The 26,285-nt window shown below is 73.6% G+C and carries 23 protein-coding genes; 6 read left to right on the forward strand and 17 right to left on the reverse strand.

The features are described 5' to 3' along the window. Window positions 1-2: 2 nt before the first annotated feature. The 7 genes from FB388_RS23650 to FB388_RS23680 all read right to left on the reverse strand — a co-directional run bounded on the left by FB388_RS23650 (window position 3) and on the right by FB388_RS23680 (window position 6,977). Window positions 3-857, reverse strand: coding sequence for an ABC transporter permease (locus tag FB388_RS23650; RefSeq protein ID WP_142104384.1), 855 nt, complete (start codon window positions 855-857; stop codon window positions 3-5). After that, window positions 857-1,756, reverse strand: coding sequence for an ABC transporter permease (locus FB388_RS23655; RefSeq protein WP_246122330.1), 900 nt, complete (start codon window positions 1,754-1,756; stop codon window positions 857-859). The genes FB388_RS23650 and FB388_RS23655 overlap by 1 nt, the downstream gene beginning before the upstream one ends. After that, window positions 1,753-2,880 carry an ABC transporter ATP-binding protein gene (locus FB388_RS23660; protein ID WP_170225803.1) on the reverse strand — a complete coding sequence of 376 codons (1,128 nt, stop codon included), beginning with the start codon at window positions 2,878-2,880 and terminating at the stop codon, window positions 1,753-1,755. The genes FB388_RS23655 and FB388_RS23660 overlap by 4 nt, the downstream gene beginning before the upstream one ends. Continuing rightward, on the reverse strand, window positions 2,877-4,085 hold the full coding sequence (locus FB388_RS23665) for an extracellular solute-binding protein (protein WP_246122332.1): 1,209 nt from the start codon (window positions 4,083-4,085) through the stop codon (window positions 2,877-2,879). The genes FB388_RS23660 and FB388_RS23665 overlap by 4 nt, the downstream gene beginning before the upstream one ends. A gap of 18 nt (window positions 4,086-4,103) precedes the next feature. Then, complete coding sequence (locus FB388_RS23670) at window positions 4,104-5,093, reverse strand: LacI family DNA-binding transcriptional regulator (protein WP_142104386.1); 990 nt, start codon at window positions 5,091-5,093, stop codon at window positions 4,104-4,106. 132 nt (window positions 5,094-5,225) lie between these two features. Further along, complete coding sequence (locus tag FB388_RS23675) at window positions 5,226-6,230, reverse strand: TIGR03557 family F420-dependent LLM class oxidoreductase (RefSeq protein WP_142104387.1); 1,005 nt, start codon at window positions 6,228-6,230, stop codon at window positions 5,226-5,228. 84 nt (window positions 6,231-6,314) lie between these two features. Next, window positions 6,315-6,977, reverse strand: a complete 663-nt coding sequence (locus FB388_RS23680) for an FMN-dependent NADH-azoreductase (protein ID WP_142104388.1) — start codon at window positions 6,975-6,977, stop codon at window positions 6,315-6,317. Between the two features lie 105 nt (window positions 6,978-7,082). Here FB388_RS23680 and FB388_RS23685 point away from each other — a divergent pair, with 105 nt between their 5' ends. Continuing rightward, window positions 7,083-7,565, forward strand: coding sequence for a MarR family winged helix-turn-helix transcriptional regulator (locus tag FB388_RS23685; RefSeq protein ID WP_246122333.1), 483 nt, complete (start codon window positions 7,083-7,085; stop codon window positions 7,563-7,565). 36 nt (window positions 7,566-7,601) lie between these two features. Beyond that, on the forward strand, window positions 7,602-7,937 hold the full coding sequence (locus FB388_RS23690) for a DUF3140 domain-containing protein (protein ID WP_142104389.1): 336 nt from the start codon (window positions 7,602-7,604) through the stop codon (window positions 7,935-7,937). Here FB388_RS23690 and FB388_RS23695 read toward each other — a convergent pair. Both FB388_RS23695 and FB388_RS23700 read right to left on the reverse strand, forming a co-directional pair. Next, window positions 7,918-8,769 (reverse strand): NAD(P)-dependent oxidoreductase, encoded by an 852-nt coding sequence (locus FB388_RS23695; RefSeq protein WP_142106236.1) that lies wholly within the window; start codon window positions 8,767-8,769, stop codon window positions 7,918-7,920. The two genes, FB388_RS23690 and FB388_RS23695, sit on opposite strands and share 20 nt — an antisense overlap. Before the next feature lie 8 nt (window positions 8,770-8,777). Continuing rightward, complete coding sequence (locus tag FB388_RS23700) at window positions 8,778-9,662, reverse strand: NAD(P)-dependent oxidoreductase (protein ID WP_142104390.1); 885 nt, start codon at window positions 9,660-9,662, stop codon at window positions 8,778-8,780. 70 nt (window positions 9,663-9,732) lie between these two features. On the opposite strand from FB388_RS23700, the gene FB388_RS23705 reads away from it, so the two are divergent. Beyond that, the gene (locus FB388_RS23705; RefSeq protein WP_142104391.1) at window positions 9,733-12,858 is read left to right on the forward strand and encodes an AfsR/SARP family transcriptional regulator; all 3,126 of its coding nucleotides are present in this window, start codon (window positions 9,733-9,735) and stop codon (window positions 12,856-12,858) included. On the opposite strand, the gene FB388_RS23710 is transcribed toward FB388_RS23705, so the two are convergent. From FB388_RS23710 to FB388_RS23740, 7 genes are all read right to left on the reverse strand, one after another. Further along, window positions 12,855-13,319 carry a hypothetical protein gene (locus FB388_RS23710; RefSeq protein WP_142104392.1) on the reverse strand — a complete coding sequence of 155 codons (465 nt, stop codon included), beginning with the start codon at window positions 13,317-13,319 and terminating at the stop codon, window positions 12,855-12,857. The genes FB388_RS23705 and FB388_RS23710 overlap by 4 nt on opposite strands. A 62-nt stretch (window positions 13,320-13,381) precedes the next feature. Continuing rightward, a complete protein-coding gene (locus tag FB388_RS23715) occupies window positions 13,382-13,792 on the reverse strand; it encodes a MarR family winged helix-turn-helix transcriptional regulator (RefSeq protein ID WP_142104393.1) in 411 nt (136 codons plus the stop codon). A gap of 20 nt (window positions 13,793-13,812) precedes the next feature. Further along, on the reverse strand, window positions 13,813-15,651 hold the full coding sequence (locus FB388_RS23720; protein WP_170225804.1) for a putative nucleotidyltransferase substrate binding domain-containing protein: 1,839 nt from the start codon (window positions 15,649-15,651) through the stop codon (window positions 13,813-13,815). Between the two features lie 20 nt (window positions 15,652-15,671). After that, window positions 15,672-17,237: a GMC family oxidoreductase gene (locus FB388_RS23725; protein ID WP_142104395.1), complete on the reverse strand. Its 1,566-nt coding sequence runs from the start codon at window positions 17,235-17,237 to the stop codon at window positions 15,672-15,674. After that, the gene (locus FB388_RS23730; protein ID WP_142104396.1) at window positions 17,234-18,814 is read right to left on the reverse strand and encodes an APC family permease; all 1,581 of its coding nucleotides are present in this window, start codon (window positions 18,812-18,814) and stop codon (window positions 17,234-17,236) included. Before FB388_RS23730 ends, FB388_RS23725 begins: the two co-directional genes overlap by 4 nt. A 23-nt stretch (window positions 18,815-18,837) precedes the next feature. After that, window positions 18,838-20,319: an aldehyde dehydrogenase family protein gene (locus FB388_RS23735; protein WP_142104397.1), complete on the reverse strand. Its 1,482-nt coding sequence runs from the start codon at window positions 20,317-20,319 to the stop codon at window positions 18,838-18,840. 55 nt (window positions 20,320-20,374) lie between these two features. Continuing rightward, entirely contained in the window at window positions 20,375-21,571 is a 1,197-nt protein-coding gene (locus FB388_RS23740) for an MFS transporter (RefSeq protein WP_142104398.1), read from the reverse strand. A 99-nt stretch (window positions 21,572-21,670) separates the two neighbouring features. On the opposite strand from FB388_RS23740, the gene FB388_RS23745 reads away from it, so the two are divergent. The 3 genes from FB388_RS23745 (at window position 21,671) to FB388_RS23755 (ending at window position 25,328) form a co-directional block, all read left to right on the forward strand. Next, on the forward strand, window positions 21,671-22,744 hold the full coding sequence (locus FB388_RS23745) for a LacI family DNA-binding transcriptional regulator (protein ID WP_246122335.1): 1,074 nt from the start codon (window positions 21,671-21,673) through the stop codon (window positions 22,742-22,744). Window positions 22,745-22,785: 41 nt separating this feature from the next. Then, a complete protein-coding gene (locus FB388_RS23750; RefSeq protein ID WP_211362188.1) occupies window positions 22,786-23,409 on the forward strand; it encodes a response regulator transcription factor in 624 nt (207 codons plus the stop codon). Window positions 23,410-23,594: 185 nt separating this feature from the next. Further along, window positions 23,595-25,328, forward strand: a complete 1,734-nt coding sequence (locus FB388_RS23755) for a gamma-glutamyltransferase family protein (RefSeq protein ID WP_211362336.1) — start codon at window positions 23,595-23,597, stop codon at window positions 25,326-25,328. On the opposite strand, the gene FB388_RS23760 is transcribed toward FB388_RS23755, so the two are convergent. After that, window positions 25,325-26,200 carry a LysR family transcriptional regulator gene (locus FB388_RS23760; protein WP_142104402.1) on the reverse strand — a complete coding sequence of 292 codons (876 nt, stop codon included), beginning with the start codon at window positions 26,198-26,200 and terminating at the stop codon, window positions 25,325-25,327. The two genes, FB388_RS23755 and FB388_RS23760, sit on opposite strands and share 4 nt — an antisense overlap. Window positions 26,201-26,285: the final 85 nt, after the last annotated feature.

Here is a 26,285-nt window from a genome sequence, read left to right on the forward strand (position 1 = left end):
GCTCACGGCTCCGGCGCCTCCTTCACCCGCGCTACGAGCTGCGTCGGGTTCACGTACCGCAGCGCGATCACCAGCAGCACCAGCATCGTGGACGTGTAGATCACGGCCATCGCGTCGACCGACTGCTGCGCCCTGATCCCGGCCGCCGACATCGAGTAGTACAGCGCCACGACGAGGGTCTGGGAGTCCGGACCCGCCGTCAGGAACGTCAGCTCGAACATCCCGACGGTCCGGACCAGCACCAGGATCGACGCGGCCAGGATGCCCGGCACCAGCAGCGGGCCGAGCACGCGCAGGAAGAGCGCCCGCATCCCCGCCCCGCACATCCGGGCGGCGGACTCGATGCTCGGGTTGATCTGCTCGATGAACGGGGTCATCGTGAGGATCACGAACGGCACCGACGGCACCAGGTTCGCCAGCACCACGCCGGACATGTTGCCGGCGAAGCCGTACTTGTAGAGCACGGTGGCGAGCGGGATGCCGTAGGTGATCGGCGGCATGAGGATCGGCAGCAGGAACGCGAAGTACACGAGGTTCTTGCCGGGGAAGGTGCGGCGGGCCAGCACGTACGAGGCCGGCACGCCGATCAGCACCGAGATCAGCACCACGAGCAGCGACACCTGCAGGGTGACGCTGACGACGTCGAACAGGCCGAAGCTGCGCCATGCGTCGGCGTACCAGTGCGTGGTGAACCCCTCGGGCAGCCAGGTGCCGAACCACTGCGTGCCGAACGAGCTGACGAGCACCGACCCGACGACCCCGGCCAGGTTGACCAGGAAGAACGCCACGACGCCCCACACGAGCCACGCCGCGGGGCTCGCGACGATCCGGCGCCGCTCGGGAACGACGGCGGCCATCAGCCCTTGCCTCCCGTCGTGCCGGTGTAGAGCCGCGACCGCCACAGCAGCACCAGTGCGATGACGATCAGCTCGACCGCGCCCATCACCATCGCGATCGCCGAGGCCAGCGAGTAGTCGTACTGCTCGTACGCGGCCTGGTAGGCGGCGAGCGCCAGCACGCGGGTCTCCCCCGCCGGGTTGCCGACCAGCACCGCCGATGGGAACACGCTGAACGCGAGCACGAACGCCAGGCAGAAAGTGGTGGCGAGCCCCGGCGCGAGCAGCGGGAGCGTGATGTGGCGGAAGCGGGCCTTCCAGTCGGCGCCCAGCGTGGCGGCGGCCCGTTCGAGGGTGGGGTCGATGCCGGACAGGTAGGACAGGATCAGCAGGAACGCGAACGGGAACCCGGTGATCACCAGGGAGAAGAACACGCCCCAGTAGTTGCCGACCAGCCGCACCGGCTCGTCCACCCCGAACGCGGAGAGGACCTTGTTGAACCACCCCGCCGGGCCGAGGAAGTTGAGCAGGCCCTGCGCCGTGAGCACGGTGCCGAGCGTGATCGGCACGACCAGCACGGTGGTGAGCAGCCGCTTGCCGCGGAAGCTGCCGCGCATCCGGTACGCGATCGGCACCGACGCCAGCACGTTGAGCAGTGCGGCCGGCAGCGCGAGGCCGAGGGTGATCCAGATGGTGCCCCGCTGGTACGGGTCGGCGAAGAACGCGGCGTAGCTGGCGAGCGGCCCGCCTTCCTTCGGCGCGAACGACAGCTGCAGCCCGTAGAAGAACGGGTAGAGGAACAGCAGCACGACGAACAGCACGGCGGGAGCGAGCAGCAGCAACTGCCGGTCCACGCCACGCTCGGCCAGCCGGTGGCGCAGCGCGGGCGCCTGCGCCTGCCGCTCCAGGGTGGCGGTCACGACGGCACCGCCTCGGCCTCGGCGCCCACCTCGGCGAGCGGTGCGGGGGCCTGCTCACCGGGGGCGAGCGGGTAGACCAGCAGCCGCTGCGGATCGATCGCGAGGGCCACCCGGTCGCCGGGTGCGAGCCGCTGGTCGGTGCGCAGGTGCAGGGCGCGCCCGGCTCCGGTGCGGACCTCCACGGCGAGCTCCCGGCCCTGGTACTCGACCACCTCGACGTCGACGACGAGGTCGTTGTCCCGGTCCGTGGCGACCACGCGCACGTCGTCCGGGCGCACGGCGGCGACGACGCGCGAGCCGGCCGCGACCGTCCCGACCGCGGTGCCGGTGAGGCGCATCCCCTCCCCCTCGACCACGACGTCACCGCCGGACACCTGCGCCGCCGTGAGCTCGAAGAGGTTGCGGAAGCCCATGAAGTCGGCCACGTGCCAGTTGACCGGGCGGGTGTGCAGCTCCTCGGGAGTGCCGACCTGCTGCACGCGGCCCGCCCGCAGCACGACGAGGCGGTCGGCCAGCGACAGCGCCTCCTCCTGGTCGTGCGTGACGTAGACGGTCGTGAGCCCGAGCGACTGGTGCAGCCTGCGGATCTCGGTGCGCATCTCCAGCCGCAGCTTGGCGTCGAGGTTGGACAGCGGCTCGTCCATGAGCACGAGCGAGGGCTCCAGCACGACGGCGCGGGCGATCGCGACGCGCTGCTGCTGCCCGCCCGACAGCTGGCCGGGCAGCTTCGAGGCGTGCTCCTCGAGCTGGACGAGGCGGATGGCCTCCTCGGTGCGCCGCGCGACCTCCGCCCGCGGCAGCCGGCGCATCTGCAGCCCGAAGGCGACGTTGCGGCGCACCGACATGTGCGGGAAGAGGGCGTAGCTCTGGAACACCATGCCGAACCCGCGCTTCTCCGGCGGCAGCACGTCGATCCGCTTCTCGTCCTGCCAGATGCTGCCGGACGTCAGCGGCAGCAGGCCTGCGAGGCAGTTCAGCGCCGTCGACTTGCCGCACCCCGACGGCCCGAGCAGGGCGATGAACTCGCCCGCCCGGATCGTGAGGTCGAGGTCGGCCAGCGCGTCCTTGCCGGAGAACCGGCGCCCGACGCCGTCGAGGCGAAGCTCCCGGAAGTCCCCTGTCACGAGTTGCCCCCTCCGATCTCGCGGTCCCAGCGGTCGAACGCCGCGACGATGTCCTTCGTGGCGAGCGGGGTGGCCTTCGGGTTGTTCGCGATCAGCGCCTCGTACTCGGGGCGGCCGAACTGGCGGATCACCTGCTGCGACTCCGGCGGCGCCATCTCCAGGGTGACGCCCTCGACGGCCGGGCCCGGGTAGAAGTAGCCGGTGTCGTAGGCCTTCGCCTGCTGCTCAGGCGTGAGCATGAACGAGATCAGCGCGAGCAGGGCGGCCTGCTTGTCGGCCGAGACGCCCTTCGGGACGGCGGCGTAGTGCGCGTCGGTGACCCAGGTGAAGCCGTCGAGCGTGCCCACCTTGTAGTCGGCGGGCACGGTGCCCAGCGCGCGCGGGTTGATGTCCCAGCCGGTGGTGGAGGCGATGATGTCGTAGGTGCCGTTGGCCAGGTTCTTCATCGTGTCGGCCGTGCCGGTCGGGTAGGACGTGATCGTCTTGTCCAGCTCGGCGAGGTACGCCCAGGTCTTCTGCCACCCGTTGACGGGGTCCTTCGGGTCGGAGTCGCCGAGGATGTAGGGCAGGCCCATGAGGAAGGTGCGGCCGGGCCCGGAGTTCGCCGGCCGGGCGTAACCGACCTTGCCGGGGTTGGCCTGCGCGTAGGCGAGCAGCTCCTGCGCGGTCTTCGGCGGGTTCGGCACCCGGTCCGGGGCGTACTCGATGAGCGGCCCCGACGGGTAGTACGTGACGACGACGCCGAAGTCCCCGGCCAGCTGCTGCATCGCCGCAGCCGGCTCCTGGTAGTCCTGCATCCCCTTCAGCCGGTCGGCGAACTGCGGCAGCAGCGGCGTGAACAGGCCCTGCTCGGTGCCGGCGGACAGGCCGTCGGTGCCGGTGAGCACCATGTCGATGCCGAGCCGGCCTGCGTCCTGCTGCGCCTTGATCTTGCCGGCCATCTCGGGCGCGGCGGCCTTCTCCGTGGTCACGCGCGACACGATGTCCGGGTTCTTCGCCACGAAGTCGTCGATCATCCCCTGCGTGAGCTGCAGGTTGCCGGCGACGTCGAGGATGTTGAGCGTCACCGGCTGGGACGGGCGCTCCGGTACCTCACCCGCCGGCACCTGCGCGGCGCCCGGTCCCTCGGGGGCGCCGCAGCCGGCCAGCAGCAGGATCGCGCTGATCCCGCCCGCTGTGATTGCCCTGCGCCAATGCATGGTCATCGGGTGGTTCCCTTCGTCTCAGGAGTTGGGCGCGACGCCCGTCGTGCCGCGCACGATGAGCTGAGTGGGCAGTTGACGGTGCATCGGGCCCGAATCGGGACCCGCGTCGAGCAGTGACAGCAGCAGCCCGACGGTGGCCCGGCCGGCCGCTCGCTTGGGCACGGAGACCGTGGTGAGGGCGGGGTGGCTCATGGCCGACATCCCGATGTCGTCGCACCCGACCACGCTCATGGCCGACGGCACCGGGATGCCGCGGACGCCGAGGCGGCTGAGCAGGCCGAGCGCGACGAGGTCGTTGTAGGCGATCACGGCGGTGGCCCCGGACGCGACCGCGAGGTCGGCCGCCGCGACGCCGCCCTCGAACTGCGGCGGGAAGTGCCCGAGGTGCACGAGGTCGATCGCGCCCGCCTCCGCGCTGCGGCGCAGCCCGCTCTCCCGCTGCGCGTTCGACCACGACGTGCGCGGGCCGGCGACGAATGCGACGCGGCGGTGCCCCAGCGCCGCGAGGTGTTCGAGGGCCTGCCGCATGCCGTCGGCGTTGTCGACGGTGACGCTCGGCCGCTCGCCCGCCTCGCGGTTCATCAGCACGAGCGTGGTGTCGGGGTCGACGCCGGCGAGCTCGTCGTCGGGCGCCCGCGGCGAGCAGAGGATCAGGCCGTCCACCTGCTTGGCGAGCGCCCGCAGCAGGTCGACCTCCACGCCGGGCTCCTCGTCGGTGTCGGCGATGAACACCGAGTGGTCCGCCGCCCGCGCCGCGGCCTGCACGCCCTTCACGACCGCCGCGAAGAACGGGTTCGACAGGTCAGGGACGATCAGGCCGAGGTTGCCCGTGCGCCCGGTGATCAGGCCCCGCGCCGCCCGGTTGGGCCGGTAGCCCAGCTCCCGCGCGGCCGCCTCCACCCGGGCCCGCGTGGTGGCACGCACCAGGTCGGGCATCGAGAGCGCCCGGGAGACGGTGGCCTGCGAGACCCCTGCCGCACGGGCGACGTCCCGGATCGTCGGCGCCACGGAGCCTCCGTCGTTGGTCGGCCATTGCGCACGGAAGTCTGAAACCGTTTACGGCCGGAGTCAACCCCCTCTTGCCAGGAGAGTCGACGGACGAGGAAGTGCGGTGGATGTAAGCGTTGCAATCCTTTCCACTCACCGCACGCGGATGGCGGGGGCCTCCGACTTGCCGTACTCCTCGCGCAGCGCGGGGAGCAGCTCCCGCTCGGCGAAGGCCAGGTAGCCGGGCTGCGTCTCACCGCCCACCTGCACCAGGGCGACGTGGGTGAAACCCGCATCGACGAACGGGCGCACGGCCTCGACGTGCGCCGCCACGTCCGGCCCGCACGGGATCGCGCCCGCGACGTCGTCGGGCGTCACGAACTGGGTGGCCGCGGCGAACGCGGCAGTGCCGGGCAGCTCGGCGTTGACCTTCCAGCCGCCCGCGAACCAGCGGAACTGGTCGTGGGCGCGTGCCACCGCCGCGTCGCGCTCCGGGTCCCAGCACATCGGCTGCTGGCCGATCTTGGGCAGGACCGTGCCCGCGGCCGAGTCGAATGCCCGCACCAGCTCCGGCTGCGGCTCGACGGCGATCATCGCGTCGGCCACCCGCGCGAACGACCCCACGGACTGCTCCCCCGACACCGCCACGGCGATCGGGACGCCGGCCTCGGGACAGTCCCACAGCTTCGCGGAGTCGACGCGGTAGTGCGTGCCGCTGCGGTTGACGTAACCGCCGGCGAACAGCTCCCCGATGATCTCGAGAGCTTCCCCGAGCATCTCGTGCCGCACGTTCACCGGCGGCCACCCGGCCCCGATCACGTGCTCGTTCAGGTTCTCGCCCGAGCCGAGCCCGAGGCAGAAGCGACCGTCGCCCGCGAGCAGTGCGACGGTCGCCGCCTGCTGCGCCACGACCACCGGGTGGTAGCGCATGATCGGGCACGTCACGTACGTCATGAGCGGGATCCGCTCGGTGGCCGCCGCCACGGCTCCCAGCACCGGCCACGCGTTCGGCGCGTGCCCCTGGCTGTCCAGCCACGGGAAGTAGTGGTCGCTGATCACCGCGAAGTCGAAGCCCGCGTCCTCCGCCCCGACCGCGTCGGACACGAGCTCGTGGGGTCCGCGCTGCTCGCAGAGCAAGGAGTAGCCGAAGGCGACCATGACACGTCCTCCCGGGTCGGCTGCACTCGCCTTCGCGATACCCCCGCGAGGGCCCACCTACCCGAGGAGCACGCCGTTCGTCGGTTACCGGGCGGCGGTTGCGGGGGCGACGCGCTCGGCGAGGGCGCGACCGGTGGCGGCGGCGTCCTCCATCGCCCGGGCACGGGACGCGGCGGCGAGCTCGCGCAGGTGGGCCATCTCCGGCTTCATCTCGGCCAGCGTCAGCTCGGCGGCCACCACGGTGACGTCGGCGCCGAGCACGTCACCGAAGATGCGCTGCACGTAGGGCGTGCCGTGGTCCCACCCCTCGCGCGGGGTGCCGGGGCCGTAGCCGCCGCCCCGCGAGACCACGACGGTGACCGGCCGGCCGGTGAGCGGGGCGGAACCGGGAGCGAAGCGCGGATCGGTGAGCACGAGGTCGATCCACATCTTCAGGTTCTGCGAGACGCCGAAGTTGTACAGCGGCGCCGCGATGAGGGCGGCGTCGGCGTCGAGCAGCTCGTCCGCGAGCGACGAGGCCAGCGTGACGGCGGCCCGCTGCTGGGGGGTGCGCTCGCCCTCGGGGGTGAACAAGGCGGACACCGCGAGCGGCCACGCGTCGGCCGGCACCGGGTTCGCTGCGAGGTCGAGGCGAACCACCTTCGGCTCGGGGTGGTGGTCGCGCCATGCGCGCTCCACCGCGTCGGCCACGGCCCGGCTCACGGACGCGTCGCCCTGGATGCTGCTGTCCAACCGGAACAAGGTCATCGAGACTCCTCCACGAGATGTGCGCTGGCTTCCAGATCGTCTGTTACGCAGACGATCGTGTCAACAGAGCGTCTCGGACGACACATTCCCCGGTACGATCGGCGTGTGACCAGCCCCTCGAACGTCGAGTCCGACCTGGGCTGGGTGCTGGGCACGATCACGCGCTCCTACCTGCGCATCGCCGCCCAAGCGGTGGCCGACCTCCCCGGCGGCCCACGCGGCTACCAGGTCCTCACCTCCGCGGCCCGGGGCGACGCGGGCACCCAGCTCGCGATGGCCCAACACCTCGGCGTCGACCGCACCGTGATGACCTACCTCCTCGACGACCTCGAGAAGGCGGGGCTCGTCGAGCGCAAGCCCGACCCCGCCGACCGCCGCGCCCGGCGGGTCGTGCTCACCGAGGCCGGCACGGCTCGGCTCTGCGACGTCGAGCGCCGGCTGCGCAGGGTCGAGGAGCACGTCCTCGGCCCGCTCGACCCGGCCGAGCGCGACACCCTGCGCGCGCTCCTGCAGCGGGTCGCCGTCGCCACCGGCGACGAGCGCACCGACGCGTGCTCGGTGGCCGAGGAGATCCAGAACAGCTGCTGAAGCGTCGAACCCCCGGATCGCGGGTAGGCGGGTGGCATGGCCGATGTCGACGACGAGCTGTGGGACGAGTTCCACCGGGTGGTCAACATGACCTCGCGCGAGCTCTCCGAGTGGCTGCGCACCCGGGACGCCGGTGAGGAGGGTGAGGAGCTGCCCGACCAGGCCGGAACCCCGACCGGGCAGCAGGTGCTCGCCATCCTGGGCAAGCGCCGCCAGGACCTGACCCCGCACGACACGGACGTGATGCGGCGTGTGGTGGACCGCGTGCACGCCCAGCGCCGCGACGACCTGGAGCCGACGGCCGGGCAGTCCGGATGGCGGCACCGGCTGATGTCGCTGGGGCACGACCCGCTCAAGCCGGTCGCGTCCTGATCACGTCGATCATCCGGGTCCAGGAGTCCTTGCCGTAGCCGGCCGCGATCATGCGGTCGTAGAGGGACTTCACGGCCGCCGGAAGGGCCACGTCCTGACCGGCGGCCGCGACGGCGCCTGCGATGTGGTCGACGCCCACCGCCATCATCTGGGCGGACGCGCCCTCGTCCGGGTGGTCACCCGCGTCGATGTTGCCCGCCGCCTCGGCGAACGACGACCGCGCCAGCTGGACCAGCTCGTCAGCGAGCGGCGCGTACTCCCGCGCCGTCACGCCCGCCGTGCCGAGCAGCGCCGCACCCTGCACGAACGCGGCCAGCGTGGTGACGAAGACGTGCACGAGGGCCTGGTAGAACAGCTGGGCGAGGGCCGGGTCGCTCCCGCGGTGGTCGGCCCGCCCGATCACCCGCAACGTGGGCTCGTGGGCCTCGAAGGCCGACCGCGGTCCGCTGTAGAACACGTACGCCCCGTCCGTGCCCACCACCTCGGCCGGGACCATGATCCCGCCGACCAGCAGCTCGGCCCCGCGCTCCGCGAGCCAGACCGCGGCGTCCCGGGAGGCCTGCGGCGTGTCCGAGCTCAGGTTGACGATCACCTTGCCGGCCAGCGCGTCGCCGACGTGGCCGAGGATCTCGTACATGGCTCCGTAGTGGGTGAGGCTGAGCAGCACGAGCGGGCTCGCGGCCACCGCCTCGGCCGGGGTCGCGGCCCGGGTCGCACCCGCCTCGACGAGCTCGTCGGCGCGGCTCGCGGTGCGGTTCCAGACCGTGACGGGGTGGCCGGCGGCGAGGTACGCCCGCACCATGGCCCGGCCCATCGGGCCCAGACCGATCATCGTGATGCTCACGTGGTGCTCCGTCTCGTGAAGAGGAGTTCGATGAGGCCGGCGTTGTCCTCGTGGCCGTGGCCCTCGGCGGTGCGGCGCAGCATCAGCGGGTAGAGCGGCGCGAGCAGCTCAGGGCTCACGCCCTGCTCGTGCGCCGCGTCGATCAGGTTGTGGTAGGCCGCGGCCTGCATGCCGAGGTTCGAGACGACGTCGCGGGTGTAGTCGCGCGAGTCGACCAGCTCGGCGGTCCGCTCGTGGAACCCGCCGACCATGGCCATCCACCGCTGCAGCAGCGGCGCGAACTCGGCGGCCCGCACACCTGCCGAGCGGACCATCGCGAACGCGTGCAGCTCCCCCATGCTCGCGCCGTACATGGCGCTGAGCAGCGCGATGTCGTAGAGCGCCGCCATCCCGTGGTCGCTGCCGACGTACCGGCTCTCGCCGAGGGCGTCCAGCGCGTCCCGATGGGCGGTGAACACCTCCTCGGGGCCGCTGTAGAGCACGAACGCCCCTGGCCCACCGATCATCGGCGGCACGGCCATGATCCCGCCGTCGAGCAGCGCGAACCCGTGTTCCCCCGCCCAACCGCCCAGCTCGCGGCCCTGGCCGGGGGTGCCGTTCGTCAGGTTCACGACCACGCGGCCGGCCAGGGCACCGGTCACGGGGTCGAGGGTCTGGTGCACGGACCGGTGGTCCCACAGGCACGCCACCACCAGCCCGCTCGCCCGCACGGCCTCCTCCGCCGTCGCGACCTCGGTGGCCCCCCGGGCCACCAGCTCCCCCGCCTTGCCGGGGGTGCGGTTCCACACCGTCACCGGGCGGCCCGCGGCGAGGAACGCCCCGGCGAGCGCCGATCCCATCGCGCCGAGACCGAGCACGGTCACGGCCTTGTCGTCTGTCATGGACCAAGCGTCGGCGCCGGTGCGCACGGTCCACGCACGGAAGGCGCACGCCGCAGTTACCGTGGCCCCTGTGCGATTCGGGGTGCTCGGGCCGGTGGCCGTGTGGGCCGACGACGGCAGCCCGGTACGGGTGCCGGAGCGGAAGGTCCGCCTGCTGCTGGCCGACCTCCTCGTCCACGAGGGGCGGCCGGTGGCCGTCGAGCGGCTCGTCGAGCACCTGTGGGGCCCGCAGGAGCCGGGCAACCCGCTCAACACATTGCAGACCAAGGTCTCGCAGCTGCGGCGCACGCTCGAACGGGCGGGCGGGGGCCAGCTCGTGGTCCGCCAGCCGCCGGGATACCTGATCCGGCTCGAGCCGGGCGCACTCGACGTCCACCGGTTCCGCGCGCTCACGGCGCAGGCCCGGGAAGCGGCGGACCCGGGCGAGCGGGTCGCGCTGCTCTCCGACGCGCTGGAGCTGTGGCGTGGCCCCGCCCTCGCCGACGTCCGCGACGAGCCGTTCGCCGTCGCCGCGGCACAGCGGCTCGACGAGGAGCGGCTGGCCGCCGAGGAGGAACGCGCCGAGGCGCGGCTCGCGCTCGGTGGTGCGGAGCTGGGCCCGCTCGTCGCCGAGCTCGGCGATCTCGTCGCCCGCCACCCGCTGCGCGAACGGCTGCGCGGCCTGCACATGCGCGCGCTCTACCGGGCCGGGCGGCAGGGGGATGCCCTCGCCTCCTACGCCGAGCTGCGGGCCGCGCTCGTCGACGAGCTCGGCCTCGAACCGGGTTCGGAGATCACCGCCCTGCAGCACGCGATCCTCGCGCAGGACCCCGAGCTGCAGGGCCCGCCCGCGCCCGCCCGCCCGCCGATCACGGCCCCGCTCACCGAGCTCGTCGGCCGCGAGGACGCCGTCGCCCGGGTGCGGGAGCAGCTCAGCGCGGCGCGGCTCGTCACGCTCACCGGGCCGGGCGGGGTCGGCAAGACGAGCCTCGCGGTGGCCGTGGCGCGCGAGCACCCGGACGCCTGCCTGGTCGAGCTCGCCGGGCTCGACCGGCAGGTGTGCTCGGAGGACGCGTGCCCGGCCGAGCACTGGGTCGCCACGGCCGTGGCCACCGCGCTCGGGCTCCGCGACTCGGGCGATCCCGTCGAACGGATCGCGGAGGCGCTCGCCGGCTCGCGGCTGCTGCTCGTGCTCGACAACTGCGAGCAGGTCGTCGACGCAGTTGCCGCCGTCGCCGGGAGGCTGCTGCGGACGGTGCCCGGCCTGCGGGTCCTCGCCACGAGCCGGGAGCCGCTCGGGGTGACGGGCGAGGTCCTGCACGAGGTCCCGCCGCTGGAACTGCCCGCCGGCGTGCAGCTGTTCGCCGCGCGGGCCGCCGCGGCGGCGCCGGGGTTCGTCCTCGACGCCGACACCGCCCCCGCGGTCGCGGCGATCTGCCGGCGGCTGGACGGCCTTCCGCTCGCGCTGGAGCTCGCCGCCGGCCGGGTGCGCGCGCTGGGCGTCCACGAGCTGCTGGCACGGCTCGACAACCGGTTCGCGCTGCTCGCGGGCGGTCCGCGGGACGCCCCCGACCGGCAGCGCACGTTGCGCGCGGTGATCGACTGGAGCTGGGAGCTGCTCACACCCGGCGAGCAGATCGTGCTGCGGCGCCTCGCCGTGCACGCGGAGGGCTGCGACCTAGAGGCGGCCGAGGCGATCTGCGCGGGTGAGGGCGTCCGGCCCGGCGAGGTGCTCGACCTGCTCGCCCGCCTCGTCGACCGGTCCCTCGTGGTCAGCAGGCCCCCGCGGTTCCGGCTGCTGGAGACGGTGGCGGCGTACGGGCTGGAGCGCATGGTCGAGGCGGGCGAGCTCGAGTGCGTGCGGCAGCGCCACGCGGCCCACTACCTGGCGTTCGCCGAGCGGGCCGAGCCGGAGCTGCGCGGCGCCCACCAGCAGCGCTGGCTGGAGCGGCTCGACGCGGAGTCGGCCAACCTGCGCGCCGCCGTCGACCACCTGGTGCAGCAGGCCGACGGTGCCGAGCAGGCGTTGCGGCTGGTGCAGGCGTTGTGCTGGTACTGGTTCCTGCGCGGGCGCACCGGCGAGGCGGTCCGGTCGCTGCGCGCCGCGCTCGCCGTGCCCGGCACGGCACCGGCGGGCGCCCGCGTGCAGGCCGCCGCCTGGCTCACCGCGCTGCGCGTGCTCGACGGGGAGCCGCCCGAGGACGCCGCGCTCGACGTGTCGGCCATCGCCGACCCGGTGGCGAGGGCACGCACCCAGTGGTTCCTCGGTTACGTGCTCACCACCGTGGGCGACACCCGAGCCGTTCCGCTCACGTCCGCCGCCCTCGCCACGTTCGAGGCGCTGGGCGACCGGTGGGGCATCGCCGCCGCACTGGCCGACCGGGTGAGCCAGTCCTTCTACGCCGGTGAGCGGGAGCGGGCCGAGCGGTCCGCCGCCCTGTTCCGCGAACTGGGCGACCGCTGGGGGCAGGTGCAGGCCTCGTTCGCGCTCGGCGCCATCGCCGAGCTCACCGGCCGGTACGCCGAGGCCGCGGAGCAGCACCGCGCAGGCCTGCGGATGGCCGAGGAGCTGGGCCTCTGGGCCGAGGTCTCCTACCAGCTGTCGTGGCTGGGCCGGGTGGCCCTGCTGGAACGGCGGTTCGCCGATGCGGAGGGGCTGCACCGGCGCGCCGTCGACACGGCGGTGGCCCACGGCTTCGCCCCCGGCCGCATCTACGCGCTCACCGGCCTCGCCCTCGGCGAGCGGCGCACCGGGCAGCTCGACGCCGCCGAGCAGCACCTCCGGGAGGTGCTCGACTGGCACCTGGGATCGGGCGCCGACATCGCCATCACCTTGATCCACGCGGAGCTGGGTTTCGTCGCCGAGCTGCGCGGCGACGCCGAGGGCGCGCTGGCACACCACCTCGCGGGGCATGCCATCGCCCGGCGCAGCGGCGATCGGCGCGCGCTGGCACTAGCGCTGGAGGGGCTCGCCGGCTCCGTCGCGCTGGCCGGGGCCCACCGGCAGGCCGCGCGGCTGCTCGGGGCGGCCGCGGCGGCGCGGGAGAGCGTCGGCGCGCCGCTGCCGCCCGCCGAGCGCGGCGACGTCGACCGGATCGCGGCAACGGCAACCGCGGCGCTCGGTGAGGCCGCGTTCGCAGAGGAGTTCGCCCGGGGCGGCCTCACCGATCCCGACGAGCTCGTCGGCGAGCGGCTGCTCGCGGCACCGCAGCGCTAGTGCTCCCCGGCGCCGGGACGCACGATCATCAGCACGACGACGATCGCCCACAGGACGTTGTAGATCCCGGCGTACATGGCGAGCGAGCGCAGCCGGGCGCCACCGTCCGGCTCGGCGAGGGCGGCCTTCTGCCTCGGGTAGATCACCAGCGCCAGCAGCAGGCCTGCGGCCGCGGTGAGGAGCATCGCGATGTTGATCCAGACCTCGGCCATGCGCCCCTGGACCACCGCGAGCACGATCCCGACGATCGGCACGACGATGCCGAGCAGGCCGTACACCCGCGTGATGCGGTGCAGCAGCACGGCGACGGCCTCGTTGCGCTCCCCCTCCGGCGGCGTCGCACCGGCCGGCACCGTCGCCGCGACGGGCGCATAGCGCGGGAACAGGCTGGCCGCGACGGCCGAACCCCCGACGAAGACGATGCCCGCGAGCACGTGCACCGACAGCAGCAGACCTTCCACAGATCCTCCCGACCTTCAGACTAATTGAAGGCTAGCAGTACCTTCAGCACGCCTGAAACCAGTCAGGAGAAGGCCGACCGCACCACCACGCCGAGCTGCTGAAGCGCGGGGTCGGCGGCCGGGCCGAAGAGTTCGGTGTCCACGGCCTCCACCGCTGCCATCGCCTCCCGCAGCAGCCGGGCCCCTTCCGCCGTGAGCTCGATCCTGGAGGCGGCCCCGGCGCGCGCCGTGGCGTCCCGCACGAGCCCGGCGGCGACGAGCGCCTTCACCGCGGTGTGCACGCTCTGGACGCTGATCCCCGACATCCGCGCCAGGTCGCTGAACGACACCCCCGGCACCCCCGAGATGTGCCCGAGCAGCCCGAGTCGGCTCACGGTCAGGCCGAGCGGGGCGAGGGCGGCGCCGAGCGTGGTCTCGATCCGGTGCGCCACGGTGAGCAGCACGACGGATGGGCTGGTCGGCGGCGTACTCACGGGCGTCGACCCTAGTGCCCTCACCGCACGCCGAGCTGCAGCTCCCGGTCGATCCGCCGTTGCACCGTCGCGACGGTGCGGAACGCCTCGCGCAGCGACACGCGGGTGACGGGGCTCAGGTCCGCGGGCCGTACGAGGTCGTCGGGTTCCTCACCGGCGCGCAGCTGCTCCACCTGGTGGGCGAGGCGCAGCTGCAGCACGAGGTGGAAGGCCTCCTCGAGCGTGGCGGCCGGCCCCGGGTCCAGGGTGCCCGCGGCCGCGGCGGCCCGCAGCCGGGCCGGAGTGGACGCGCTGGTGACCCCGGCCGCCATGCCCGCCCAGCGGGCGAGGTCGACGATGGGGACGAGCCCTCCCCGCTTGAGGTCGAGCTTCCCCCGGCGCCGCCCGGTGTGCTCCACCACGAAGTCCCGCAGGAAACCGGTCGGCGGGCGGTGGGCCAGGGCGTAGCGACCGAGCAGGCGCAGCAGGTCGGGGTGGCGGCGGGCGTCGCGGAAGACGTCGGCCACCGCCGGGGCCGCGCGCACCCCCCACACCGGGCGGGCGTCCACCGCGAGCGAGACGAGGATCGGCGCGCGTTCCTGGGTGGGGTCGGCGAGCCAGCTGCGGGCCGCTGCGACCCAACCGTCGTAGGAGCGGGCGAAGAGCTTGTTGGTCGCGACCGCCCCGTTGGCGTCCGCCCGGAACCCGCACGCCGCGAGCCCGGACAGGACCTGCTCCGCCAGCGCGTGGGCGTACTCGGCGGCGTTGTCCGCACGACCCTGCCCGTCGCCCGCCCAGACGAGGGCGCTGTCGACGTCGGAGGACGGCACGGCCTCGCGCCGGGCGAGGCTGCCCAGCGCGAGCCACGTGAGCGGGCGGGGCGGCGGGCCGGGGGCGACCAGCTCGATGAGCCGCCGGGTGAGCGCGTCGACCACGACCGACGTGATGCCCGCGATGTCGGTGGCCGCCACCCGGGCGTCGTGCAGCGCGATCACCGTGGGGGTGAGCTCGGCGGCCGCCGCCACCAGCTCAGGCACGGAGCCGGCGCGGGCGATCGCGGCGCGGAGCCCGAAGCTGCTGCGTGTGGTGGCCGCGACGACGTCGACGTCGGTGAGCACGCCGAGGACCTGCCCGGTCGCGTCGAGCACCGGCACGTGCCGCACGCCGCGGTCGAGCATGTCGAGCAGCACCTCGCCGCCGAGCCGGTCGGCGGCCACCGTCCAGGCCGGCGCCGACATCGCCGCGCTGACGGGGGCGGCGGTGTCCGTGCCCTCTGCGATCACGCGGCGCAGGTCGCGGTCGGTGAGGATGCCGACCCGCCCGTCCCGGAGCGGGACGACGACGGCGGACGCGCCGGATGCCGTCATCCGCTGCGCGGTCTCCCGGATCGACAGCGCGGGTGCGGCGAACACGAGCGGGGCCCGCAGCAGCTCCCCCACCGGCCGCTGGGCGGAGCTCGCGGAACCGTCGTCGGCTCCGGCCGGGCCGGCAAGCGCCGACGACAGCAGCGACCGGGCGACGTAGCGCAGCCCTGCGGGCATGCCGAGCACGGGGCGCACGGCGTCCGCGGGAAGCCGCAGGCAGGTCGTCGTTCCCACCGCAACGGCGGCGAACCCGAGCGGCAGCCCGGACAGCATCGACGCGTGGCCGAACAGCTCGCCGGGCCCGAGCAGGTCGAGCACCCGCCCGTCGAGCACGATCTCCACCGCGCCGGTGTGCACCACCCGGACGTGCGTGACCGGCGGGCCGCCCTTGGGGAGGATCGTCGCCCCCGCGGGATGCTCCTCCAGCTCGGCGACGGCCGCCAACGCGGCGAGCTCGTCGGCGTCCAGGGCCTCGAACGGCGGATGAGCGTGGAGGAAACCGGCGATGTCGCCCACGCCGGCAATCCTCCCCGTTGTCACGTATCGGCGGTGAGCAGGTCGCTCGCCTTCTCCCCGATCATGTAGCAGGTGATGTTCGGGTTGATCGCCGGCAGGAACGGCATGATCGACGCGTCGGCCACCCGCAGCCCGTCGACGCCGCGCACCCGCAGCTGCGGGTCCACGACGGCGGCCGGGTCGCTCACCGGGCCCATCTTCGCGGTGCCGGCCGGGTGGTAGACGGTGTTGTGGGTCTTCGTGATGTAGTCGGCCAGCTCGTCGTCGGTGACGGCGTCCGGGCCGGGCGTGAGCTCGCGGGCCACCCACTCCTTGAGCGCCTCCTGCTCGGCGATGCGCCGAGCCAGCCGCACGCCCGTCTGCATCACCCGCATGTCGTGGCCGTCGGGGTCGGTGAAGTACCGCGGGTCGACCCGCGGGCGGTCGCGGAAGTCGCGCGTGCGCAGCCGCACCGTGCCCCGTGATCGTCCGCGGGTGACGTTCGGGGTGAGGCAGAACCCGTTGTCGGTGGTCGGGTAGCCCCAGCGCACCGTGTTCAGGTCGAACGGGACCGACCCGTAGTGCATCATCAGGTCCGGCCGATCGAGGCCGTCGCGGGTGCGGGTGAACAGCCCGATCTCCCACCACTGGGTGGAGCGGGTCACCATCGGCTGCGCGGCCTCCCACATCACCAGGCCCTCGACGTGGTCGTCCAGGTTCGTCCCGACACCCGGCGCGTCCACGAGCACGTCGATCCCGAACTCCCGCAGGTGCTCCGACGGCCCGATGCCCGAGAGCATCAGCAGCTTCGGGGTGTCGATCGCGCCTGCGCTGAGCACGACCTCCCGGCGGGCGGTGACCGTGCGCCTGCCCGGCCCGATGTCCTGCTGGTACTCGACGCCGGTGGCGCGGCGCCCCGCGAACAGCACCCGCGAGGCCCACGCACCGGTGCGGACCTCCAGGTTCGGCCGCTTACCCATGATCGGGTGCAGGTAGGCGCGGGAGGACGACGCCCGCGTGCCGTCTGCCTCGCGGTTGATCTGGAAGAACCCGGCGCCCTCGCAGACCGTGACGCCCTCGTTGAACCGGACGGTCGGGAGGCCGACCGCGGCGGCCGCCTCCAGCACGGCGCCCCCGCACGGGTCGTCCGGCTGCACCTGCATGATCGTGACCGGGCCGCTGCGGCCGTGCCCGTCCCACGGCCCGTCGTTGTTCTCCAGCCTCCTGATGAGCGGCCAGCAATCGTCGGCGCTCCACCCGGTGCAGCCGGCGGCGGCCCACTCGTCGAGGTCCTCGCGCGGCGTCCAGAACGCGATGCACGAGTTGTGGGACGAGCAGCCGCCGAGCACCTTCGCCCGGGCGTGGCGCAGGAAGCTGTTGCCGTGCTCCTGCGGCTCGATCAGGTAGTCCCAGTCGTAGCCGGAGTCGAGCAGGGCCATCCAGTCGGTGAGCTTCAGGATCGCCGGGTCGTCCACATCGGACGGACCGGCCTCCAGCAGGCAGACCGTGACGTCGGGGTTCTCGGAGAGCCGGGCCGCGAGCGCGCAGCCCGACGACCCGCCCCCGACGACGACGTAGTCGAAAGCGTCGTCCGCGGGCTCGCTCACGCCTGGCTCCCGTCCGGGCGTGCGTCGGGCGACGGCAGCGTCGGGTCCGCCTCGTGCGCTTCCTCGAGCTGCTGGGCCATGTGCTCGGGCAGGGTGCCGACCTGGTGGCGCCCGCGGAGGAGGTACCAGATCAGCCCTGCGAGGGCGATGACGCCGATGAAGATGAACGCGCTCCACGCCAGCCACCCGGCGCCGTAGACCTCCTCGCGGGGCCACGCCAGGTTGATCGACATCGCGACGCCCCACACGACCGCCAGGACGTTGACGACGATCCCGAAGCGGCCGAGCGAGAAGTAGCCCGTCGCGCGGCCGGCTTCGTCCGGCCACTCGCCACGCAGCCTCCGCATCAGCATCGGGACGGTGACCAGCAGGTATGCGATGTAGATCATGATGATGGCGACGCTGGTGACCGCGGTGAACACCTCGGGCGTCCCGATGTTGCTGATCAGGATCAGCAGGGCGAGAACCCCGATGAGGATCGACGGGATGACCGGCGTCTTGTGCACCGGGTCGATCTTGGCGAGCTGCGCACCCGCGGGCAGGGCGTTGTCGCGGGCCATCGCGAACATCAGCCGGATCGCGGCGGTGTGCACGGCGAGCGCGCACACGGTGATCGCGATCGCGATGCAGACGAGGAACACGATGCCGACCGGGCCGCCGAGCACCTGGAGAAGGATCAGCTGACCGCCGCCGGACTTCTCCCCGTACGCCGGGTCGCCCAGGTCGGGGGCGGCGAGGATCAGCAGGAGCAGGATCAGCCCGCCGATGATGAACGACGCGACGACGGCGCGCAGGATGGCCGACGGCGCGGTTCGCCGCGGGTCGACGGTCTCCTCGCCGAGGGAGCTCGCGGTGTCGAACCCGTACATGACGTAGGCCGAGGCGAGTGCGGCGACGAGGAACACCCCGAAGTAACCCCCGGGCATGCCTTCGCCCAGGCCCTGGGTGTCGAACAGCACCGACGGCGGGTTCACGATGTTGAACGCGAGCAGCACGATGATCAGCACAGCCGCGATCAGCTCGATGAACACACCTGCGCTGTTGATCCGCGACATCAGCTTGACGCCGATCGCGTTGATCACGGTGGTGAACACGATCAGCAACCCGCCGAGGATGGCGGCGTTGACGGCGGCGTCGTTCGCGTCGGCCGCGTCACCGACGAACTGGAAACCGGACCAGATCTGCGGCAGCACCAGCTGGTAGGCCAGCACGACGGCGGTGATCGTGACGATCGACGCCGTGAGCATCATCCAGCCGGCCATCCACGACGTCGTCCCGCCGGCGAGGCGCTTGGACCAGTTGTAGACCGATCCAGCCACCGGGTACCGGCCGGCGAGCTCGGCGAACGACAGCGCGACCATGAACTGGCCGGCGAAGACCAGCGGCCACGACCACCAGTAGGCCGCGCCACCGGTGCCGAAGCCGAAGTAGAAGAGCTGGAACGTGCCGGTCAGGATCGAGATGTAGCTGACTCCGGCCGCGAAGCTGGCGAACTTGCCGATACTGCGGTCGAGCGTCTGGGAGTAGCCGAACTCGGCCATCCCGTCGTCACCGGTGCGGTGCTCCGTCGTACTCATCGCCCACCTCCACGTCGGACCGATCAGCTCACGAACCACCGCGCCGGAGCCGGCTCAGTGTTGTGCCAGATGTGCTTGTGCTCCTGGTACTCGGCGAGCCCGGTGGGGCCGAGCTCGCGCCCGTTGCCGGAGCGCTTCATGCCGCCCCACTCCGCGGCGGGCACGTACGGGCCGAAATCGTTGATCCACACCGTGCCGTGCCGCAACGCGCGGGCCACCCGCTCGGCGCGCCCGGCGTCACCGGTCCAGACCCCGCCGGACAGGCCGTACTCGGTGTCGTTGCCGAGGGCGATCGCTTCCTCCTCGGTGCGGAAGCGCTCGACGGTGAGGATCGGGCCGAACGTCTCCTCGCGGATCACCCGCATCCCCCGGTGCACGTCGGCGAAGACCGTCGGCCGGTAGAAGAAGCCCTTCTGCAGGTCGGGCTCCTCGGGCCGGTGCCCGCCCGCGACCAGCCGGGCGCCCTCGTCGTGCGCCGATGCGACGAAGTCCTCGATCTTGGTGCGCTGGGCCGCCGAGACGAGCGGCCCGGACTCGGTGCCCTCGTCCAGGCCGTTGCCGAGCCGGATCCGCTCGGCGCGCCTGCCGATCTCGGCGACGAGGTCATCGTGCAGCGCGTCCTCCACGATCAGCCGGGCGCCCGCCGAGCAGACCTGACCGGCGTGCAGGAAGACCGCGGTGACGGCGTTGTCGACGACGGTCTCGAAGTCCCCGTCGGTCCTGACGCTGTCGGCGAAGACGATGTTGGGGTTCTTGCCGCCCAGCTCCACCGCCACCCGCTTCACGGTGGATGCGCCCGCCCGCACGATCGCCTGGCCGGTGGCGAGGCCGCCGGTGAAGCTGACCATGTCGACGCCCGGGTGCTCGGTGAGCGGCGCGCCGACGGACCGACCGTCCCCGAGCAGGATGTTGACCACCCCCTGCGGGGCACCCGCCTCCTCCAGCAGCCGGACGAGCAGGACGGACGTGAGCGGCGTGACCTCGCTCGGCTTGATCACGATGGTGTTGCCGGCCGCCAGCGCGGGCGCGACCTTCCAGGACAGCTGCAGCAGCGGGTAGTTCCACGGCGTGATCAGCACGCAGACGCCGACCGGCTCGTGCACGACCCGGCTCACGACGGCCGGTTTCCCGGTGTCGACGAGCCGGCCCGAGTCCTTGTCGGCGAGGTCGGCGTAGTAGCGGAAGACCGCGGTGACGTCGTCGACGTCGATGCGGCTCTCGACCAGCGTCTTGCCCGTGTCGAGGGTCTCGGTGCGGGCGATCTCTTCCTTGTCGCGCACCAGGAGGTCCGCGACCCGGCGCAGCAGCGCGGCCCGCTCGGCGGCGGGGGTGCGCGGCCATGGGCCGGTGTCGAAGGCCCTGCGGGCCGCGGCCACCGCGCGCTCGACGTCATCGGGGCCCGCCTGGTCGACGGCCTCGATCACGCTCGCGTCGAATGGGTTGACGACCTCGTCGCTGCCACCGGACCCGGACGTCCAGGTCCCGTCGATGTAGAGGGTGGGCACGCGCTGATCGTCCTCTGGAACCGCGGCCCGTCAAGGGGAAGCGGCTTTCCCGCCGTCAGTTCGGCGGACGCGGCGCCAATGGGCGGGCTGCACCTGCCGCCAGCAGGCCCAACAGGAGCGCTCCCAGCACGACGAACAGGGCCCGCAGGATGCCGGCGTGCTCACCGAGCAGGCCGATCAGGGGCGGCCCCGCGATGAAGGCGGTGTAGCCGATCGAGCTGACCACCGACACGCGGGCGGCCGCGCGGGCCGGGTCGTCGGCCGCGGCGCTCATGCCGACGGGGAAGCCCAGCGAGGCCCCGACCCCCCAGAGCAGGGCCCCGCTGAGCGCGACCGGGACGGACCCACCGAGCAGCATCAGCAGGAGCCCGGCCAACGCGATGACGGCGGTGGCCCGTACCACCGCGACCCGCCCGTAGCGCTCCAGTGCCGTGCCGCCGATCATCCGGCCGGCCGTCATCGCGGCCACGAAGAACCCGAAGGCGATGGCGCCGAGCGTCTCGCTCGTGCCGTGGCCGTCGACCATTGCGATGGCGACCCAGTCGTTGGCCGAGCCCTCGGTGAACGCGAAGGCGAGCACCATCAGCCCGACGACGAGCGTGCGCGGCTCCCGCCACGCGGTGAGCACGCCCGACCCGGCCGCGGTCTGCTCGGGGGTGGCCTCGGGTACCGGCAGGAACCGCCGCACGGCCACGGCGACGACGATCGGGAGCAGCACCACGATGCCGATCAGCTGCACGGGCAGCGGGATGCCGAGCGCGGCACAGGCCGCGCCGATCCCCGCACCGGCCACGGTGCCCAGGCTGAACCCCGCGTGCAGCCGGGGCATGAGGGAGCGGCCGAGCCTGCGCTCGACGTCGGCGCCCTCGACGTTCATCGCCACGTCCCACACCCCGGTGCCGAGCCCGGAGAAGACCAGGCCGACCGCCGCGACGGGCACGAGCCCGACGAACATGCCGACGGCGAGCAGCGCGAGCCCGAGCGTCATCGACAGCGAACCGGCGAGCACCGCCCGGCCCGGCCCGAGGCGGTGCACGATCGGGCCGGACAGCGGCAGCCCGGCGACCGCGCCTCCCGACATGCAGAGCAGCAGCAGGCCGAGCTGGGCGGTGGACAGGTCGAGCGAGTCGCGCAGCGCCGGCGTGCGCGCGATGAACGACGAGAACGCGAGACCCGCGGCGACGAAGGCGACGACCACGGCCGTGCGCGCCCTCAGCAGCTGAGCGGAGGGCAGCGCCCCTGTCGTCGTCACATCGGCTCCCGTCGTCGTATCGAATCGATTCGACGACCAGGCTACGTGACACGGGCGGCGGGCTCAACCTGGCACCGCCGTGCCGCTACCGTTCCGGGCGTGTCCACCCGCCCGACGCTCGCCGCCGTCGCGGCGCACGCCGGCGTGTCCCCGTCGACCGCGTCGCTCGCGTTCGCCGACAGCCCCCGCGTCGCCCCCGCCACCCGCGAACGCGTGCTCGCGGCGGCCGCCGAGCTCGGCTACGGGGGCCCCGACCCCATCGCGGCCTCGCTGCGCCGCGGCCGCAGCGGCGTCGTGGGCGCGTTCATCGGCGAGCGGCTGCTCTACGCCTTCCGCGACCCGGTGGCGCTCCAGCTGCTCGACGGCATCAGCGAGGTGCTCAGCTCGCACGACGTGGGACTGCTCCTGCTCGCAGGCGACGTCGGGCGCCCCTCCACCAACCAGATCGCGCGCATCCCGCTCGACGCGGCCATCTTCGCCACGTGCGGGCTCGAGGACGACCCGGCGCTGGAGCTGCTGCGGGCCCGCGGCGTGCCGATAGTGGCGGTGGAGGGCCCGGCCGTCGACGGCGTAGCGATGGTCGACATCGACGACCGCCGCGGCACCCGCGAGCTCGCGCAGCACCTGTACGACCTCGGCCACCGCCGGGTGGAGATCATCGCGATGCCGCTGCGACTCGACGGCACCCAGGGCCCGGTCACCCCGCAGCGGCGCGCGCGGTCGCACTACCGCGACGTGCGGCACCGCATCGAGGGCGTGGAGGACGTCTTCGGACCGGTCCCGATCTACGAGACCTCGAGCAACGCCGTGGACGAGGGCGCCGCCGCCGCGCGCATCCTGCTCGACGTGCCCGCCGACCGCCGGCCGACCGCGATCATCGCCCAGAGCGACGTGCTCGCCGCCGGCGTGCTGCAGGGCTCGGCCGAGCTGGGGCTGCGGGTGCCGGACGACCTGTCCGTCGGCGGCTTCGACGGCGCGGAGCTGCACTGGCTCGCCCCGACCCGGCTCACGACGGTGGTCCAGCCGAGCGAGGAGAAGGGCCGGGCGGCGGCCAGGGCCGCGATGGATCTCGTGGACGGCGCCGAACCGGTGAGCATCATGCTGCCGGTCGCGCTGCGGATCGGTACCACGAGCGGACGCGCTCCATCCTCCGATCGGTCGGCCTCCCGGTAGGACCGGCGGTTGGCGGGAATCCCGACAGCATGGTCGTCCGCGTGCTGATCGTCGATCGACAGCCGATGTTCCGCCGCGGCCTCGAAGAGGCGCTGCCGGCGGCCAGCGACGGCGGGGTGCGTGTCGTGGCGGGCACCGACCGCGCCGACTCCGCCGGGATGCTGGTGCGGCGCCACCAGCCCGACATCGCACTCGTCGACCTCGAGCTCGACCCGCCCGGCCCGCTCGCCGCACTCGCCGCCATGCGCCAGGTGCAGCCGCGCCTGCCGATCCTCGCGCTCGCCAGGAACGTCCCGGCCTTCCAGGGCGCCCTCGAGTTCCTCGGCGCAGGCGCGAGCGGCGTGCTGGTGCGGACCCGCGCCCCCGCCGGGCTGGTCCCGTCGCTGCTCGCCGCCGCCGGTGCCGCGACCCGGCCGCAGGCCCCGCCGACCGGACCGCAGCTCACCGGCAAGGAACGGCACCTGTGGAGCCTCATCGCGGGAGGCGCCAGCACCGCCCAGATCGCACGGGCCCTGCACGTCTCGGAGCGCACCGTGAAGCGGCTCACGGCGGGCCTGCTGCGCACCCTCGGCGTGGCGAACCGGACCGAGGCGGCCGCGCTCGCCGGCCGCGCCGGGCTGCTGGACGAGCGCCCGCCGGTGCAGCGCACGGCGCCACGCCCATAGGCCGACCGGCAGCGTGCCGTGCGGTCATGCTCACACTGGTCTTAACTCCGGCGCGAATTGCTGCATACCGTCGCCTTGTATACGTCTGATCTCCGGACCTCCGGAGATGTGCCGGAAGGATCCTCGTGCCCTTCGTCCCGCCCGCCGCCTTCACCACCCGTCCCACGCTGCAGGGCACCTTCGGGATGTCCGCAACCACGCACTGGCTCGCCACCGCCACCGCGCAGTCCGTGCTGGAGCGCGGCGGCAACGCCTTCGACGCGGCGACGGCGGCCGGGTTCGTGCTGCACGTCGTCGAGCCGCACCTCAACGGCCCGGGCGGCGACCTGACCGGGGTGTTCGCGACGGCGTCCGACCCGAACCCGCAGGTCCTCATGGGCCAGGGCCCGGCTCCGGCGGGCGCGACGATCGCGCACTACCGCGGTGAGGGCCTCGACCTGGTGCCGGGCGCGGGCGGGCTCGCCACCGCGGTGCCCGGCTCGGTGGACGCGTGGCTCCTGCTGCTCGCCGAGCACGGCACCTGGGAGCTCGCGGACGTCCTCGCCTACGCGATCGGCTACGCCCGCGACGGCCACCCCCTCGTCGGGCGGGTGGGCAGCACGATCGAGACCGTCGCGCAGCTGTTCACCGAGCACTGGCCGACGTCGGCGCAGCTCTGGATGCCGAACGGGCGGCCGCCGCGCGCGGGCGAGATCGTCCGCCTCCCGGCCTACGCCCGCACCCTGGAACGGCTCCTGGAGGCCGGCTCGGGCTCCTCCGACCGGCGGGGGCGGATCGAGGCGGCCCGGCGGGAGTGGAAGGAGGGGCTCGTCGCCAGGGAGGCCACCGAGTTCCTGCGCACCCCGCACCGGCACTCGTCCGGCACCGACCACGCGGCCGTGATCGACGTGGCCGACTTCGCGGCGTTCTCCGCGTCGTTCGAGCCCGCCGTCACGGCCGAGTTCCGCGGAACGACGATCGCCAAGACCGGCGCGTGGGGCCAGGGCCCCGTCCTGCTGCAGGCCCTTCTGATCCTCGACGGGCTGCCCGACGAGGCCCTCGACCCGTCCACCGCAGAGGGCGCCCACCACGTCCTGGAAGCGCTCAAGCTCGCCCTCGCCGACCGCGACGCCCACTACGGCGACGGGATCCCCGACGGCGTGCTGGATGCGCTGCTCTCACCCGAGTACGCGCGGGAGCGCCGGGAGCTGATCGGCAAGGACGCCTCGCACGAGTTCCGGCCGGGCCGTCCCGGCGGGCAGGAGCCGTTCCTGCCCCCGCTCGTCACGGAACCGGCGGAGGGCGCCGCGGCGGGCGTCGGAGAGCCCACCGTCGTGCTGTCCGGGGAGACCCGCGGCGACACCTGCCACGTCGACGTCGTCGACCGGTGGGGGAACATCGTCGCCGTCACGCCGTCCGGGGGCTGGCTGCAGTCCTCGCCCACGATCCCGGAGCTGGGCTTCTGCCTCGGCTCCCGGCTGCAGATGACGTGGCTGGAGGAGGGCGCGCCGTCCACGCTCAGGCCCGGCGAGCGCCCGCGCACCACGCTCACCCCGACGCTGCTGCTGCGCGACGGGAAGCCGGCGGGCGCGCTGGGCTCCCCCGGCGGTGACCAGCAGGACCAGTGGCAGCTGCTCTACCTGCTCCGCACGCTCGTCGGCGGGTACTCGCCGCAGCAGGCCATCGACGCCCCCGCCCTGCACACCACCTCGATGCCCGGGTCCTTCTGGCCGCGCACGTGGACGCCGGGTGGCGCGGTGGTCGAGGACCGCCTCGGCGACGACGTGATCGGCGACCTGGAGCGGCGCGGGCACGCGGTCACGCGGGCCGGCGACTGGGAGCTCGGGCGACTCTCCAGCGTCGGGCGCGACCCGGAGACCGGCGTGCTCACCGCCGCGGCCAACCCGCGCGGCGCCCAGGGGTACGCCGCGGGCCGCTAAGGGGCCCGCCCGCCCCACCCCTCGAGGTGCTCGAGGAGCGCCGTTGCGGCCGGCACGAGCCGGTCCCGGCGGTGCACGACGCCGGCGGTCCAGGTGGGTGCGTGCCGGGCGATGGCGACCGTGGGCAGGTCCGGGAACCCGGCGGCGAGTGCGGACGGGACGATCGTCACGCCGAGATCCGCCCGGACCAGCTCGGCCGCGGTGAGGATGTCGTTCGTCTCGAACACGGCGGCCCGCTCCACCCCCGCGGCGCGGAAGGCGCGGTCGACCGCCTGCCGCACCGCCCAGCCGGGCACGAAGTCGACGAAGGGGTTGCGCGCCAGCTCCGACAGGCTCACGGCGGTGTCCGGCAGGTTCGAGCTCGGGCCCACGAGCGCGACCATGCGGTCCCGCACCAGCTCGACGCTCACCAGCCCGCGCCGCCGTCCGGTCAGCGCGACGACGGCCAGGTCGATCGTTCCCTCCCGGACCGCGTCGACGATCTCGTCGGCGGGTGCCTGGCGCAGCCGCACCACCACCCCGGGATGCGCGCGGCGCATCGCGCCGATCGCGCGGGGCAGCCCGCCCAGCAGGCCCTGCATGACGCCCAGCGTGACCTGGCCGCGCAGCACACCCCGTGCCGCGTCGACGGCGGTGTGCACCTGGTCGACGGCGGACAGGGCCATCCGCGCCGCGGCCACGAACGCCTCTCCGGCCGCGGTCGGCACCACGCGGTGGGTGGTGCGGTCGAACAGCGGAGCGCCGAGCTCCCGCTCGACCGCGCGGACCGTGGCCGAGACCGCCGACTGCACCAGCCGCAGCCGCCTGCCGGCAGCCGAGAACCCCCCTGCCTCGGCCACCGCGACGACCACCTGCATCTGCCGGAGCTCCACGACACCCATCTTCGATGGAGATGACTGCGATCGCCAACGATCGCGCCGGCAGGGGAAGCCGAGGTAGTCGGACCAGGTTGGAAGA

Source organism: Pseudonocardia cypriaca (assembly GCF_006717045.1).
In the GTDB taxonomy this organism is placed as follows: Bacteria; Actinomycetota; Actinomycetes; order Mycobacteriales; family Pseudonocardiaceae; genus Pseudonocardia; species Pseudonocardia cypriaca.

Coding starts and splice junctions, on each gene's coding strand:
- FB388_RS23650 (WP_142104384.1), bottom strand. CDS start 857: ATGGCCGCCGTCGTTCCCGAGCGGCGCCGGATCGTCGCGAGCCCCGCG.
- FB388_RS23665 (WP_246122332.1), bottom strand. CDS start 4,085: ATGACCATGCATTGGCGCAGGGCAATCACAGCGGGCGGGATCAGCGCG.
- FB388_RS23675 (WP_142104387.1), bottom strand. CDS start 6,230: ATGGTCGCCTTCGGCTACTCCTTGCTCTGCGAGCAGCGCGGACCCCAC.
- FB388_RS23680 (WP_142104388.1), bottom strand. CDS start 6,977: ATGACCTTGTTCCGGTTGGACAGCAGCATCCAGGGCGACGCGTCCGTG.
- FB388_RS23690 (WP_142104389.1), top strand. CDS start 7,602: ATGGCCGATGTCGACGACGAGCTGTGGGACGAGTTCCACCGGGTGGTC.
- FB388_RS23695 (WP_142106236.1), bottom strand. CDS start 8,769: ATGATCGGTCTGGGCCCGATGGGCCGGGCCATGGTGCGGGCGTACCTC.
- FB388_RS23700 (WP_142104390.1), bottom strand. CDS start 9,662: ATGACAGACGACAAGGCCGTGACCGTGCTCGGTCTCGGCGCGATGGGA.
- FB388_RS23730 (WP_142104396.1), bottom strand. CDS start 18,814: ATGAGTACGACGGAGCACCGCACCGGTGACGACGGGATGGCCGAGTTC.
- FB388_RS23755 (WP_211362336.1), top strand. CDS start 23,595: ATGTCCGCAACCACGCACTGGCTCGCCACCGCCACCGCGCAGTCCGTG.